Annotated in this window: 15 protein-coding genes and 1 pseudogene; 10 read left to right on the top strand and 6 right to left on the bottom strand. The window is 36.9% G+C overall.

What is annotated here, in order from left to right:
• Window positions 1–253 precede the first annotated feature (253 nt).
• The 3 genes from VK90_RS02435 to VK90_RS02425 all read left to right on the top strand — a co-directional run bounded on the left by VK90_RS02435 (window position 254) and on the right by VK90_RS02425 (window position 3,781).
• Window positions 254–1,465 (top strand): NupC/NupG family nucleoside CNT transporter, encoded by a 1,212-nt coding sequence (locus VK90_RS02435; protein WP_002174251.1) that lies wholly within the window; start codon window positions 254–256, stop codon window positions 1,463–1,465.
• A 262-nt stretch (window positions 1,466–1,727) separates the two neighbouring features.
• Window positions 1,728–2,483: a diguanylate cyclase gene (locus VK90_RS02430; RefSeq protein ID WP_048370202.1), complete on the top strand. Its 756-nt coding sequence runs from the start codon at window positions 1,728–1,730 to the stop codon at window positions 2,481–2,483.
• Window positions 2,480–3,781: a glycosyltransferase family 2 protein gene (locus VK90_RS02425; protein WP_048370200.1), complete on the top strand. Its 1,302-nt coding sequence runs from the start codon at window positions 2,480–2,482 to the stop codon at window positions 3,779–3,781. The genes VK90_RS02430 and VK90_RS02425 overlap by 4 nt, the downstream gene beginning before the upstream one ends.
• Before the next feature lie 179 nt (window positions 3,782–3,960).
• On the opposite strand, the gene VK90_RS31030 is transcribed toward VK90_RS02425, so the two are convergent.
• Window positions 3,961–4,095, bottom strand: a complete 135-nt coding sequence (locus VK90_RS31030) for a hypothetical protein (protein WP_002123916.1) — start codon at window positions 4,093–4,095, stop codon at window positions 3,961–3,963.
• A 273-nt stretch (window positions 4,096–4,368) separates the two neighbouring features.
• The gene (opuD, locus tag VK90_RS02420; RefSeq protein ID WP_002174254.1) at window positions 4,369–5,883 is read right to left on the bottom strand and encodes a glycine betaine transporter OpuD; all 1,515 of its coding nucleotides are present in this window, start codon (window positions 5,881–5,883) and stop codon (window positions 4,369–4,371) included.
• Window positions 5,884–6,560: 677 nt separating this feature from the next.
• Here opuD and VK90_RS02415 point away from each other — a divergent pair.
• The gene (locus tag VK90_RS02415; RefSeq protein WP_048370197.1) at window positions 6,561–7,436 is read left to right on the top strand and encodes a cell wall-binding protein EntA; all 876 of its coding nucleotides are present in this window, start codon (window positions 6,561–6,563) and stop codon (window positions 7,434–7,436) included.
• Between the two features lie 85 nt (window positions 7,437–7,521).
• Window positions 7,522–7,824, top strand: coding sequence for a DUF3910 family protein (locus VK90_RS02410; RefSeq protein ID WP_048370195.1), 303 nt, complete (start codon window positions 7,522–7,524; stop codon window positions 7,822–7,824).
• Between the two features lie 46 nt (window positions 7,825–7,870).
• Here VK90_RS02410 and VK90_RS02405 read toward each other — a convergent pair.
• Window positions 7,871–8,170 (bottom strand): annotated as a pseudogene (locus tag VK90_RS02405) (TcaA NTF2-like domain-containing protein); the annotation flags it as partial.
• 206 nt (window positions 8,171–8,376) lie between these two features.
• Here VK90_RS02405 and VK90_RS02400 point away from each other — a divergent pair.
• A complete protein-coding gene (locus tag VK90_RS02400) occupies window positions 8,377–9,996 on the top strand; it encodes an SWIM zinc finger family protein (protein ID WP_048370193.1) in 1,620 nt (539 codons plus the stop codon).
• The gene (locus VK90_RS02395) at window positions 9,980–12,736 is read left to right on the top strand and encodes a DEAD/DEAH box helicase (protein WP_048370192.1); all 2,757 of its coding nucleotides are present in this window, start codon (window positions 9,980–9,982) and stop codon (window positions 12,734–12,736) included. The genes VK90_RS02400 and VK90_RS02395 overlap by 17 nt, the downstream gene beginning before the upstream one ends.
• Before the next feature lie 29 nt (window positions 12,737–12,765).
• On the opposite strand, the gene VK90_RS02390 is transcribed toward VK90_RS02395, so the two are convergent.
• On the bottom strand, window positions 12,766–13,251 hold the full coding sequence (locus VK90_RS02390) for a VanZ family protein (RefSeq protein WP_048370368.1): 486 nt from the start codon (window positions 13,249–13,251) through the stop codon (window positions 12,766–12,768).
• A 111-nt stretch (window positions 13,252–13,362) separates the two neighbouring features.
• Here VK90_RS02390 and VK90_RS02385 point away from each other — a divergent pair, with 111 nt between their 5' ends.
• Together VK90_RS02385 and VK90_RS02380 are read left to right on the top strand one after the other, a co-directional pair.
• Complete coding sequence (locus VK90_RS02385) at window positions 13,363–13,587, top strand: DUF1659 domain-containing protein (protein WP_002174262.1); 225 nt, start codon at window positions 13,363–13,365, stop codon at window positions 13,585–13,587.
• Window positions 13,588–13,608: 21 nt separating this feature from the next.
• The gene (locus VK90_RS02380) at window positions 13,609–13,824 is read left to right on the top strand and encodes a DUF2922 domain-containing protein (RefSeq protein WP_048370189.1); all 216 of its coding nucleotides are present in this window, start codon (window positions 13,609–13,611) and stop codon (window positions 13,822–13,824) included.
• A gap of 20 nt (window positions 13,825–13,844) precedes the next feature.
• Here VK90_RS02380 and VK90_RS02375 read toward each other — a convergent pair whose 3' ends face one another.
• Window positions 13,845–14,246, bottom strand: a complete 402-nt coding sequence (locus tag VK90_RS02375; protein WP_048370187.1) for a DUF4359 domain-containing protein — start codon at window positions 14,244–14,246, stop codon at window positions 13,845–13,847.
• Between the two features lie 194 nt (window positions 14,247–14,440).
• Between VK90_RS02375 and VK90_RS02370 the strand changes: the two genes are divergently transcribed.
• On the top strand, window positions 14,441–14,947 hold the full coding sequence (locus VK90_RS02370) for a competence protein ComK (protein WP_048370185.1): 507 nt from the start codon (window positions 14,441–14,443) through the stop codon (window positions 14,945–14,947).
• A 52-nt stretch (window positions 14,948–14,999) separates the two neighbouring features.
• Here VK90_RS02370 and VK90_RS02365 read toward each other — a convergent pair whose 3' ends face one another.
• Window positions 15,000–15,470 (bottom strand): sigma-70 family RNA polymerase sigma factor, encoded by a 471-nt coding sequence (locus tag VK90_RS02365; protein ID WP_048370183.1) that lies wholly within the window; start codon window positions 15,468–15,470, stop codon window positions 15,000–15,002.
• Between the last annotated feature and the right edge of the window lie 162 nt (window positions 15,471–15,632).

Here is a 15,632-nt window from a genome sequence, read left to right as displayed (position 1 = left end):
TCGTACACTATATTCTACAAAAATTGTCCATAGCGTTATCATAATGAATATATTTCCACAAAAAACATAACCTATTTCGTGTCTATTCATTTTATATGTGTTTTTTTGAAGAATTTTCTTTCTATTTAAACTTTTCAATAGACGTTTGACCTCTGATGTCCATTATGATAAGTTACTTAAGATGTTATATTTGCAGAAGTATAGACAACTGTTTTATACACTTTTTTTACTATGAGGAAGGAGCATACACTGCATGAATCTTTTATGGGGAATTGGCGGCGTGATTGGAGTATTAGCAATCGCTTTCTTACTATCTTCCAACCGCAAAGCTATTAATTGGCGCACAGTTTTAATCGCGCTAGCATTACAAATGACATTTTCATTTATTGTATTACGATGGGATGCCGGGAAAGCAGGCTTAAAACACGCTGCTGACGGTGTTCAAGGATTAATCAATTTTTCTTACGAGGGAATTAAGTTCGTTGCTGGGGATTTAGTCAACGCAAAAGGACCTTGGGGATTTATCTTCGTTATTCAAGCACTACTTCCAATCGTATTTATTAGTTCATTAGTAGCAATCTTATATTACTTAGGTATTATGCAGAAATTTGTTAGTATCATTGGTGGTGCATTAAGTAAACTTCTTGGAACTTCTAAAGCTGAAAGCTTAAATGCAGTAACAACTGTATTCTTAGGTCAAACAGAAGCACCAATCTTAATTAAACCTTACTTAGCACGTTTAACTAACAGTGAGTTCTTCACTATTATGGTAAGTGGTATGACAGCTGTTGCCGGATCAGTTCTTGTCGGTTATGCAGCGATGGGCATTCCATTAGAGCATTTATTAGCAGCAGCAATTATGGCAGCTCCATCAAGTTTATTAATTGCAAAACTAATTATGCCAGAAACAGAAAAAGTAGATAATAACGTTGAACTTTCTACAGAACGTGAAGATGCGAACGTTATTGACGCAGCTGCACGCGGTGCATCTGAAGGTATGCAACTTGTTATTAACGTAGCTGCAATGCTAATGGCTTTCATCGCACTAATTGCTCTATTAAATGGTCTATTAGGATGGGTTGGCTCTTGGTTCGATATTAAACTTAGCCTTGATTTAATCTTCGGTTACTTACTATCACCATTTGCAATCTTAATCGGTGTTTCACCAAACGAAGCTATACAAGCAGCAAGTTTCATCGGTCAAAAACTTGCAATCAACGAATTCGTTGCATATGCAAACTTAGGACCACACATGGCAGAGCTCTCTGCAAAAACAAATATGATTTTAACATTTGCAATCTGTGGTTTCGCAAACTTCTCTTCTATCGCAATTCAATTAGGTGTAACAGGAACTTTAGCTCCTAGCCGCCGTAAACAAATTGCGCAATTAGGGATTAAAGCAGTTATCGCTGGTACACTAGCGAACTTCTTAAACGCAGCAGTTGCAGGTATGATGTTCCTATAATTTTATGCAAAGCCTCCTCTTTTAAAGAGGAGGCTTTTTTATATACTATAAATATAATTTATATATTTATTAAATACTATATGTCTAGATGTATAGACATTATGCTACAATAATTAGTAGGCCTGTTTATTTTTTCTTGTAAAAGAGAGATACTATTTGATGTTTCTTGCTCCAAAAAGAATTCCAACTACATAGTCCATTTCTTAATAATTGTGCATACTACAAATATCCTGCACGAATCATCTTTAAGGAGGGAAGTTTCGTGAAAAATAAATCCTATAAAATCCTTTCTATGTGGATTTTACAAATTTTATTTTATTTTACTACCGTACATGTGACGAACTATGAGCACGCGCTCATTTTTACAATTATATATGTCATCATAAATATGCTGTTCCTATTTTTAGCTGATAAAACAGCATTTATTTTCTTTATACTGGGAACCATTATTTCAGTATTCTATTTATTTTATGAAGCGTGGCTTCACTTATGGAGTACATCAGATCAATGGAAATATATTATTACCCACTTCCTGATGGCAGCTAACTTCTTCATTGTTTATATCTCAACCCATCTATTAAAAAAGGTTATTCTTGAAAATAAAAAGTTAACTGAACGAGTGAGAGTGTTGGAGCAATTCATTGGAGAATCAAAATTACTAACAAGACAAGAATTCGAAAGACGAAAAGCATTATTAACAACTGCAATGAATCGTCGTAATGAAACAGGCATTATCATTTTCTTTGATTTTACTTCCTTTAGTAAATACACGAAAGAAAGTGTCATGGATCGTGTAGCTTCATTATTAGTTGATACGGTAAGAGCTGACTTTGATCTTGCTGCTGAATATAACAGTAATACATTGGTCATTTTATTACAAAATACAAATGAAGCTGGTGCTGATATTGTAATGAATCGTCTACAACCAAAAATGGAACAATGGCTTGCAGTTGAAGCAATTAAAGACATTAAAATAAAGCGTGAGCAAATCAATGCAAAAGGACCGACTGCATTATGATGACACTCATTATGCTTCTCCTATTTATTTTGTTTTGTGTACTTGTCTTCTGGATCAGCATTACATTCTCAATTAAATATGTATTGATCGTTACAGCTTTTCTGTTCTCTGCCTTACTCGTTTACTACTCTCTCTTAACACTCGCGGGCTTAATTCATCGAAATAGTAAACGAAAAGATCGTACGCTAGAACATTATCCAAGTGTAGATATTTTAATACCGGCCCATAATGAGGGCGTCGTTATTAAAGATACATTAGAAGCGATGGCAAAGATTGAATACCCAGGCAAACTAACCGTTTATTTATTAAATGATAACTCTCAAGATGAGACACCAGAAATTGGCGACGATTTCGACAAAGCTTATGCTCATATTCGTCACATTCGTGTACCACCTGGTGAACCGAAAGGAAAATCACGTGTATTAAACTATGGCCTTAGCATTTCGGATGGTGAATATTTCTGTGTTTACGATGCAGATAATCAACCTGAACCGCATGCTTTACAAATGCTCGTGGAACACGCTGAAACAGTGGAAGATGCAGTTGGAGCAGTTGGACACGTTCGTACAGTAAATGAGAAAAGAAACTGGCTTACACGAATGATTTCACTAGAGTTTCAAATCTTTCAGCTCCTTATGCAATCTGGACGCTGGTTACTATTCCAAACAGGCTCGCTGACAGGAACCAATATGCTTCTTCGTCGTTCTGCATTAGCAGAGCTTGGTGGCTATGATCCTTATGCAATTGCCGAAGACGCTGAGTTAACATTACGAATTACACAAAAAGGTTACCTCTTACCAATCGTTCCAGAATCGATTACATGGGAACAAGAACCTGAGCATTTAAAAATTCTTATTAAACAACGTACACGCTGGCTACAAGGAAATTTATACATTTTAGAAAAAATGTTTTCCTCGCTAAGCTTCTTTAAAGGAAAGCTTCTCGTCCATTCTTTACAACAGGTTTTAGTGTATGTCGTATTTTGGCTATTCTTAATCATTTCAAATGTTTGGTTTGTAATTGGACTGCTCGGGATATTCCAGATTCAATATAGCATTCCGTTACTATTTATGTGGTATGTCGCATATATTACATATGTCTCGCAATTATTTAGTGCACAGAGCGTCGAGCGCACCTTTACACCGACCAACATTTTTATTAGCGTCATTATGTACTTTACGTACGCACAGCTCTTTACATATTTGTTTATTCGTAGTCTCATTCTTTACTTACGTGCAAAGAGCAAGAAACAAGTAATTGGCTGGGATAAAACAGTACGATTTAAAAAGGAAAAATAAAGTGAAACTTTAATCAGCCCGCAAATAGCGGGATAAAAAATAAGCACAGAGCGCCGTATGCTCTGTGCTTATTTTTTACCGTAATACTATATATCAGACAATACCCCTTAGCTGAAAGTTATTTCACGTCCATCCCCCAACGAACGATCGACCTTCATTTATATACGAAAAAGTGATTGCTATTTTTGTAAAACCAATTGCTTCTCTTGATGCTCTTTACGAGTCTCAGTCTTTGGTTCCGTGCTTTCCTGGACATTTCGATGTGCCACACGTTTCAAGCAAATATGCTTCCACTTTCTTTCGTAACGTTTCATTATTCTAGATGTCCCCCTTGAATGCGCTTAAAAACTATTTGAAATCGCTTACAGGAAATAATATAGCACATATACATAAAAGTGACAACACATTTCCGACAATTTTTTGTCAAAAATGTGAATATAATTTACATAATATCAGATATTGTCGAAACATATCGATTTTTCTTTTTAATAGTATGGATATACATACTTTTTCCTAATCTCTTGATTGGCAACAAGGGTACATAAAAAAAAGGAGCTGATAAAAAATCAGCCCCTTTTCTTCTATTATTAATGTTGCTTCATACGTCCTTCTTTTTGCAACTCTTTAAACAACGCCGCAATCATAAAGAAAATAACAAATACAAATGGGAATGCCGCAATAATCGACGCAGTTTGCAACGCCTCTAATCCACCAACATACAATAAGATCGAAGCTAACGCCGCTAAGACAATGCCCCAAACCATTTTAATGCGATTTGGTGGGTTTAAACTACCATGTGTCGTTAACATCCCTAGAACAAACGTAGCAGAGTCTGCTGATGTAATAAAGAATGTTGAAATAAGTAAAATACCTAACACACATAAAGCCGGCCCCATACTACCCATCTGGTCTAACATAGCGAACAATCCTACTTCTGTTCCCATTTCTTTAATTTGTCCATATATATTCGCTCCGTCGAACAATTCCATGTGAATACCTGTTCCTCCGAAAACAGAGAACCAAAGCGCACCGATTATTGTTGGTACGAGTAACACGCCGATAACAAACTCACGAATTGTACGTCCACGTGACACACGAGCAATAAACGTCCCTACGAATGGTGACCATGCAATCCACCATGCCCAGTAGAAAATTGTCCATGACTGAATCCATTGATTTCCGCCTTCATTTAATGGACTTAAACGGAAACTCATACTTGGCAATTCTTGAATGTACGAACCAATTGTTGAAGTAAAGTAATTCATAATAAAGTTTGTTGGACCTGCAAATAATACAATTATCATAAGTGCAAACGCTAAAATAATATTCGTATTACTTAAATATTTAATCCCTTTATCGAGTCCCGTTTGTGCAGATAACATATAAAGAACTGTTACAATTCCGATGATCACTAACTGTGTTGTTAACGAGTTTGGAATGGATGTTAAATAACTAACACCACCCGCAATTTGCTTTGCCCCAAGTCCTAATGATGTCGCCACACCGAATACTGTCGCAAATACAGCTAAAACGTCAAACATATGGGCAATACGGCCATGTTCACCGCCCTTAAATAGTGGACCAACTGTCGCACTAATTGTACTTGCCTTTCCTTTTCTAAATGTAAAATACGCAATACATAATGCTACAAGTGCATATAATCCCCACGGATGTAATCCCCAATGGAAAAATGAGAAACGAAGTGCAAGACGTGCACTCTCTTCAGTTGCACCCTCTCCAAACGGAGGTGTGTATAAATGATTCAACGGTTCTGCAACGCCCCAGAAAACCAAACCGATTCCCATGCCGGCACTAAATAACATAGCAAACCATGTCATATAACTATAATCAGGTTCATCATCATCTTTACCTAAACGAATTGAACCGTACTTAGAAACAATTAAAAAGATAGCAATTCCTAAGAAAATAGAAACGGAAATAATATAGAACCATCCAAACTTACTAACTAACGCAGCCTGAATTGCAGTCGTTACATTTCCTAAACTACCTTTTCCAATAATAGATTCGGGAATAATCCCCCAAATTGTAAATGCAATACATAGTGTTAATGAGACAATAAATGTTTTCGTCAGTTTCCTCATCAAATCCCCCTTCGTATGTTTCATTTCTTGTGTGTAAATAGCATAAATTCCGATAAGTTAAATCGGATAGAAAACTATAGTTTTTGCGGTGATTTTCGGCTCTCTCAGTTTTGCCTGCACCAATTAGAATTCTTATGGACAGCCTTACCTTCCGTACAACCTTTTCACTCTGCAAGAGCTACAAGATAGGAATACTGCTGTCAAATTGCGTGAGAAAAATGCGGATGGGAAGAGATTCCCCCAAAAAAGGATGTGTTACAGTTGTAAAAAAGGGCAGATTTATTCCTTACAGCCCTTTCTTCTTGTAACAATTATGCGGTTTTTTTGCTAGTACATAGCGCGTGTTTATAACTTCACAAACGAGATGTTTATGTTTATATAACTATTTTACCCATAAAACGGTAAAATACTCAAGGAGTGTAACCGTATAGTAAACATTACGTAACATTCCTGTAATGTTTTTATTTGCACCGAAAAAAATATGTTGTATTAAATATTTTGAATACAACTAGAAACCTACTAATTACATGGAATGAAAAACGCTTTCCTTCATTTCTTGCTATGTTACAAAGTGTTAACGACTCATTACGAATGGTTTGTAATTGTGTGTTTTCCCCAAATCCGAAAAAATCTGTTGCTATAATGAGGACACGAAAACAAACGCAATGGAGGCTATCATGAAAAAATTAATTGGTATAGCAACAGCAGCAGTTTTTGGTCTTGGGATTTTCACATCATCTGCTAGCGCAGAAACTGTTGTTACAACAGACGTACTAAACGTACGAGAAAACCCTACTACTGAATCAAAAGTTGTCGGTAAATTACTAAATGGTCATAAATTAGATGTTCTAAATACAGAAAACGGATGGTCACAAATCAAATTAAATGGTAAAGACGCATTCGTAAATACAGAGTTTACAAAAAGCTCTTACTACGTAACAGCTAACGTATTAAACGTACGTGCTGAAGCGAACACAAACTCAGAAATTCTTGGGACGCTTAAGAAAGACGATATGATCGAAACAACGAACCAAGTACAAAATGAGTGGTTACAATTTGAATATAACGGGAAAACAGCTTATGTTCATGTTCCTTTCTTAACAGGTACAGCACCTGTTATCGAGAAACAAGAAACGCCTGCTCCTGCTAAAGCTGAAGCACCTGCTAAGGCTCAAGCGCCTGCACCAGTAAAAACAGCTGCTAAGCCTGCTGTGAAAGCTGCTGAAACTAACGAACCTTCTGATGGTCGTGAGTTAACAGTTGTAGCTACAGCATATACAGCTCATCCGAGTGAAAACGGTGGCACATACGGCGGCCGTGTATTAACTGCAATGGGTCATGACCTAACAGCGAACCCAAACATGAAAATGATCGCTGTTGACCCGAAAGTAATCCCATTAGGATCTAAAGTATGGGTAGAAGGATATGGAGAAGCTATCGCTGGTGATACTGGCGGTGCAATTAAAGGTAACCGTATCGACGTTTTAGTTGGCTCTGATGCAGCTGCTAACAAATGGGGACGTAAATCTATTAAAGTGAAAATTTTAAAATAACCAATGACTGCTAAATGACAAGCCAGTTCTCTTTGTTGAGAGCTGGCTTTTATTTTTTTATAATAGCTATAAGGAGGCTATGCCGATGAATTTACAAGCAAAAGTAGACTGGGTCGGTACACCAAAACCGTACATATATAAAGATGATGTAACATATGACGCCATCGCAATTGACTTCTCACTCACAAACGATGACAAGCGTTATAAATTAATTGTGTTAGGCCATGAAGCAAATACACATTACAAAATCGTACAATATGGAATAAAACCTGGCTCTCAAAAACCATTCCCTATCGATATTCCATTCGATCAAGAAATGCTACCGCTAGTTGAACAAATATTAAATGATCCATATGTACAAGCGATATTAAAGCAAACACGCTCCTAATCGCAAAAAAAGACTATCTCAATTAAAAGAGATAGTCTTTCTTACATTAACGAGTCGGACCAGATACTTCCTCTGATTTCAACGTATTATTTGCACCAAGGGAATGATACAGCATCTTTCCATTTCCATTCACGGTTACAATATGTTCGTTATTAAAACTTTTGAACTTCACAGATCCATCACCGTAACGAATGTGGTACTCTTCGTATGTCGTCACTTTATATTTCGTTTCACTTTGACGCTCTACATTACGAATATCCATTGTTAATAAATCTTCTGTAATTCCTTTTTTGTTTAGATATTGTAAGTAATCACGATCTTCCTTATATGATTTCCCGCTCTTATCATTGTAGCTTATTCATCCCACTACCTAATTTAGTCTGTAAATCTGACAAACAACTTCTCCTTCTATAAATATATAGTAATATACAAATTAATATTATATATATTACCATGATTTTCTAAATGTGTAATTAGAATTTCATTTTTTCTGTTTTGAGCATTTTTTGTTTATAATGGTAAAGGAAAGAAATCTGTGTACGGAGGAAAATTATGCTGCAACACTCAATTACGAAAGATGAAATTATGATGATTGCGAACGAGTTCGTTCAAGGGCTTGACCCGCAGCAAGTAGCTGATCAAGAACATGTCGCTACAGCTCGGCACCTGTATCGTAGTGGTGTTGTCTATAACGTTGACTTTGATGGCTATACGCTATCAGGAACTGTAGATGCTGAAGGCAGTGTATATAGCGTTCACATCCCGATTCGTAATGTTGCTGAAAGCTATTGTGATTGCTTCGCACCAACGCAATGTGAGCATATGCTCGCTGTATTGCTATCTGCGGCTTCAAGTTTCGGGCAGGTAGGAGATGTATTAACTTTATTCAAAAATAATACGAAACCTTCCCTTCCTCCTATTCGAACTGCAAGGCAAGTATTGCAATCATCTGCTTTTGAAGAAACGGATTATAAAAGTTGGCAATCGTACTTTGAAAATGAATATGAATCATTTAAAAAAGAACAGAAGCGCCTCACTTATAAACAAATGTATTTTCTTATGAGTCTTTTTACAGACTTCTATACAAAATTAGAACGGAAAGCCCCGCGCATCATTGCTATACATGAATTATTTAAGTTGCATGCGGCACTTTATTGCTTTCAAAAATTATTAGAAGAAATTCAAGAATTTGAAGTAAACAAACTGTATTCTTATCACCAACCAGTTAACGTCGTTCGTCTATTCGTCGATAAAGTTGAATCCATCGTTCGGGACTTAAAAACAGAAGCGATTCCGGCAGAATCTGAACTGATTTTACAAGAAACAGCTCGTCTCGTACATGAAGTATTCTTCTCTACCGATTCCTATACACAAGAACGATTCTTCATTTATCGTCACATATGGGGTGAACTGTTAAGAACAGAAGAACAGCTACTAGAAGAAGAAAAACGAATCGATGCAAAAATCAATCCACTTTCCAAAACATTGGCATCTTCTCATCTGCTCTTTTTAAATAACGAAGATCTATTGGCAATGGAATTACTTGAGAAACAGCCTGCTTCTGTTGTGAGCCTTTACTTTTATTGGCTAGAAGAGTTATTAAGTGCGATGCAGTGGGATCGTGCTAAAAACTGGCTTTCCTTTACGTATAAACAAGTAAAGCAAACAATACTTGAACAAGAAAATACTGTCTTCATACAAGATATCGTTCGTTTATTTGTAATAATGTATGAAACATATGCAACGCATACGAATGAACAAGCGGGATTAGAAATGATTTTACAAGAACTATTACCGTATAGTTTCGCGAACTATGAACAATACGTACTAGCGAAGAAACAATACCGTACATGGGCGGAGCTTCATCTATTATATGGATTTGAGGCAATCGAGCTTTTGAAAGAACCATTGAAAGATATTGAAAAAGAAGCGCCTGAAGCAGCACTTCCTCTTTATCACCTTGCCGCAACGGAAGCAATTGAAGAGCGCAATCGTAAATCATATAGACGTGCCGTTCGTTACTTAAAGAAATTACGGATGCTTTATAAACGACTGAAGCGAACTGATGAATGGGATGCCTTCATTATTCATATTGCTAACTTACATTCACGTCTGCGTGCACTACAAGAGGAATTACGGAGAGGAAAATTAATCGATGATCATACAAACTGAAGTAACAATTAGGCTCCAGCACGTTAGTCAAGGTTGGTTCCTTTGGGGAGAAGATGATAGCGGCACTCCCTTATCCGTAGCAACTTGGAAACAAAATGCATTCACATGGCACTCTACCTCCTTCTACGGTACGTTTTTAAAAGAGGCAACATATGAAGGAAAACAAGGCGTTATGCTAACGAATGTCCAAGCATTTGAATACATCGCAAATAAACCGATGAACTCTTTTGCAAATATTCAAATGAATGGTCCTATTACAGCCCTTACAAAGGACGCAAATGAATTATGGGACGCTTTCGTAAGTGGAAGCTTCGTGCCCGATATGGAGCGTTGGTCTCATCAGCCATCTTGGATTGTTCAAAATACCCCAATCGAAGATGACACATTAGCATCTCTTTTCACTTCAGCGGTGAACGAAAGTATCTTGCAAGACACTCGCTCAAATGACGGCTGGGAAGATGCAAAGAGACTATACGAACATTACGACTTTACGAAAAGGCAATTGGAAACAGCGCTACATGAAGAAGATTGGCTTCGAAAAATTGGCTATATTGAAGATGACCTACCATTTACAGTTGGTTTAAGATTGCAAGAACCACAAGAAGAATTTGAAATGTGGAAGCTCGAAACAGTCGTTACGCCAAAACGTGGTGCGCATCGTATATATGTATATGAAAGTATCGATTCCTTGCCAAAAAGATGGCACGATTACGAAGAGCGGATTATTGAAACGCAAGAAGGATTCAGTAAGCTCGTACCTTGGTTAAAAGAGGACGGCAAGTTCCGAGAAGAACTCTTTGAAACTGAAGCTTGGAATTTCTTAACAGAGGCAAGTAATGAATTACTTGCAGCAGGCATTACAATTTTACTACCATCATGGTGGCAAAATTTAAAAGCAACCAAACCGAAATTACGCGTACAGCTGAAGCAAAGTACAGCACAAACACAATCTTTCTTCGGCATGAATACGCTCGTTAATTTCGATTGGCGCATTTCAACAGACGGAATTGATTTATCAGAAAGCGAATTTTTCGAACTCGTTGAACAGAACAAACGTCTTTTCAATATAAATGGTCAATGGATGAGACTTGATCCTGCCTTTATTGAAGAAGTAAAAAAACTAATGAACCGTGCCGATAAATATGGACTAGAAATGAAAGACGTTCTCCAGCAACATTTATCTAATGCGGCGGAAACAGAAATCGTAGAAGATGATAGCCCATTTACCGACATTGAAATCGAGCTAGATGGATATTACGAAGAGCTTTTCCAAAAACTTCTGCACATTGGAGATATTCCAAAAGTAGATGTACCATCTTCACTACAGGCAACACTCCGTCCGTATCAACAACACGGGATTGAATGGTTACTATACTTACGAAAGCTTGGATTTGGAGCATTATTGGCCGATGATATGGGGCTTGGAAAAAGTATTCAAACGATAGCTTACTTACTATATGCTAAAGAAAACAATCTCCAAACAGGCCCTGCATTAATTGTGGCGCCAACATCAGTTCTTGGAAATTGGCAAAAAGAATTTGAGCGTTTCGCACCGAATTTACGTGTTCAGTTACATTATGGAAGTAACCGAGCTAAAGAAGAGTCATTTAAAGACTTTCTTCAATCGGCAGATGTCGTGTTAACTTCTTATGCATTAGCTCAGCTTGATGAAGAAGAACTTAGTACGCTATGCTGGGACGCTGTGATTTTAGACGAAGCACAAAATATAAAAAACCCACATACGAAACAGTCGAAAGCAGTAAGAAACCTACAAGCAAATCACAAAATTGCTTTAACCGGTACACCGATGGAAAACCGACTTGCTGAGCTTTGGTCTATTTTCGACTTTATCAACCATGGGTATCTCGGAAGCTTAGGACAATTCCAGCGCCGCTTCGTCACACCTATCGAAAAGGACCGTGATGAAGGAAAAATCCAACAAGTACAACGATTTATCTCGCCATTTTTATTGCGTCGTACGAAAAAAGATCAAACAGTCGCATTAAACTTACCAGATAAACAAGAACAGAAAGCTTACTGTCCACTAACTGGTGAACAGGCTTCCTTATACGAACAACTTGTTCAAGATACATTGCAAAATGTAGAAGGATTAAGCGGGATTGAAAGACGCGGATTTATATTACTTATGCTGAACAAACTAAAACAAATTTGTAATCATCCAGCCCTTTATTTGAAAGAAGCAGAACCACAAAACATCGTCGAACGTTCTATGAAAACAAAAACGTTAATGGAACTCATCGAAAATATAAAAGACCAAAACGAAAGCTGTTTAATCTTTACTCAATATATTGGTATGGGGAATATGCTAAAGAGTGTATTAGAGGAAACATTCGGTCAGCGCGTCCTCTTCCTAAACGGTAGCGTACCGAAGAAGGAACGTGACAAGATGATTGAGCAATTCCAAAATGGAACGTATGATATTTTCATCTTATCGTTAAAAGCTGGTGGAACAGGATTGAACTTAACTGCTGCCAACCATGTCATTCACTATGACCGTTGGTGGAATCCAGCTGTAGAAAACCAAGCAACAGACCGTGCATATCGTATTGGTCAAAAACGCTTCGTTCACGTTCATAAACTTATCACAACAGGAACACTTGAAGAGAAAATCGATGAAATGCTAGAACGAAAACAATCACTAAATAACGCCGTCATTACAAGCGATAGTTGGATGACTGAACTATCAACAGACGAACTAAAAGAATTACTTGGTGTATAAATCAAAAAGGAGCAAATCTCTAACTGAGATTAGCTCCTTTTTCTATGCCAAAACCAATTGCTTATTATAATTCCTGTTAATCCGCCGCACGTATCAAGCAATGAATCTTGCCACATCGGTGTACGATCCCCTGTAAACCATTGATGGATTTCATCAAATGTTGCATATCCTGCAACGAAAAGGAGGGCGTACGCAAAGCACCGTTTTCTCGAACAACCCGATCGATGAAAAGCGTAATATATCAATGAACCGAGCATAAAGAACACCATAAAATGAGCACCTTTACGAAGGAAAAACTCAATAAATCCGCCCACACCTTTATTTGCAATACTAACAGGTGTACCTCCGCCATAATCGATAGATACCCATGAAAAATGCTCTTTCACAAACTCAACATTTACATATTGTTCAATATCCGAGCGCATATCCTGTTTTTTATATGGTTGCGCTGAAGAATAGAAAATCAGCCCCATCCATAGTAATACAGGAATCCAAAATAACCATTTACGATTCATTCTCCCGAAAGCTCCTCTCTTGCTCTTATAAGAGTACCAAAAAAAAGAAAAAATTTCACGCCAAAACATGACATTCACTCCCTATTTATAAAGTGAAAGGGGGTGATAAACATGGCAGTTGAACAAATCGTAATGGACTTAACTTTACGTCTCGTATTAAATGGCGGATTAGACAAAAACGGAAAAACAGTTGTTAAGAACAAGCAATTCAAACGTGTTAAAACAACAGCAGATTTAGAAAAAGTACATGCAGTAGCACGCGCCCTTGCTTCATTACAAGGATCACCACTTCACGCTGTACAACTTGTAAGTACGTCAGATCTTTCTAATCTATAAATAAAAAGGAGTGAATAAAGAATGCAAGTACTCGAGTTAATTTTCGCAAAAGAAGATGGAAAAACAGTTGTTTTTTCTATCGATAATCCCACCACACCGGTCAATGCACAAATAGTAACTGAAGTAATGGACACAATTCTTTCATCGTCTGTTTTTTCATCAATTAGTGAAAACACCCGTAAAAAAGGAGCACGCCTCGTGGAAAGAAACGTATCTGAAGTTTCTATTACTCCGTAAATCAAAAAGACGAATCTGCATCATTTCGCAGATTCGTCTTTTTTCTTCGGCATTTCAATCGGGATAAATATCTTTGAAAGACCAACGCAAACATATTTATAATGTTCCCCACCTAAATCAAACTCTGTCGTATACGTTGAGAAGAAAATATAATCATTTCGTTTTGTATAATGATCGATTACTAACCCAACTTGTGGCTCAACATATTTTTTCGCCAACTTCTTACCCGCCGATGCTAAGTCGCCAAGGAGACCCTCTTCGTTTTCTTTTTGAACCTCGTCTAGCTTCTTACTTACATCATTACGTTTCATGAACTGCTTCGCTGCCCAATCTGTATATTCCCCTTTACTCGGGTTACTATTTGCTAAATAAACTAGGAGAACAACAACAAGAGCCATAATAATAATATACTTTTTCTTCATACTATCTCACCGCCTACTCTTTTCTATTTTCATATATATGTACAAGCGATGCAAATTAGAAAGACCATCATCTATTGATTGTAAACCAACAATAAAAATTTACAATACGCAACAGAAGATTAACAATAAATTCATATCATTTGTATATAATTATATTCGGAATAAAAAACTTACATAGAGGAGGATTTAGACTTATGGATAATGAAAATAATATTTTTATTTCTAGTTCTACAATGATGCTTGAGCCGTACAAACACCCTTATTACCGAACAAAAATTATCGACAGTAGCGGTAACCATCTGTACTCATGCCAAACAGGTCTACAACTCATCAAGAAATCTTGCCTAACAACTGTTCATTCTACTTATCAAGGTAGACGTGATGCAATACAAGCAAACTTTAAGCTCAAACAAAATGTTCCGATTCCGATTAATCACAGAGAATATATTTGTGCGTTCCCAACAGAATCTCCTTCGTCTCCAAACTGTATTTGGTTGTTCTATAACCAGATAGATGATATAGAGTTTTTCAAAAAAATTAACAAAGCTAACATTCATTTTTTAAACGGAACTACCGTAACAATGCACATAAGTACCCATAAGTTAAAGCAGCAATTTTTGAAATCAGGGCATGTATTATCCCAGATGAACTTGAAAGATTTACTACACTTAAAAAACCTCTCGTTATATTTACTACCTTAAAATAATAAATAAGAATGGAAGGAGATATGTTTCTTTCCTCCCATTCTTATTGTTACATCCTTACACTATCTCTCATTTTCTCAAGCGCTTGTCGATATACCCATCTCGTTTGATAGTACGTCATTCCCATTTCGGTAGCTATCTCTCCAATCTTTTTCCCTATAAAGAATCGCTCTGAAATGATGTGCCTCTCCCTCTCATCTAACACACTCATAAAGTCCTTCGCTCTCGTTCCCGCATCTTCACACTTAAATCGTTCCTCATACTCTCCTACGCATACATACCTCTCTTGCACTACACATTCTTTCTTCAACCTTTCCAATATATAACCACGTACCGTTACGACAGCATAAGCAGGAAAACTCCCTTTCTCTTCCTCATACCTTTCATAAGCATGCCAAAGACCAATTAAACCACATTGATAATACTCTTCATAATCTTGATAAATATTTAACCTCTTTATTTGATTTATAATCATACCCTCATACAAAACAACTGTATCTGCAAAAGTCGCTGGCTTCACACAGTACCCGTTTCTAAAAGGTATACCTCTTCGTTATTCCGCGGTACCTCTACAATATAAAAAGAGAAAAGAAATTTCATTGTGGGTAATTTCAACTACTGATGCCGGAATTTGAAATTACACTAGGTAGAATTTGAAATTCTGCTGGGGATATTTGAAATA

This window comes from Bacillus sp. LK2 (assembly GCF_001043575.1).
GTDB classification, from domain to species: domain Bacteria; phylum Bacillota; class Bacilli; order Bacillales; family Bacillaceae_G; genus Bacillus_A; species Bacillus_A paramycoides.
This window is presented reverse-complemented; position numbering and strand designations above follow the sequence as displayed.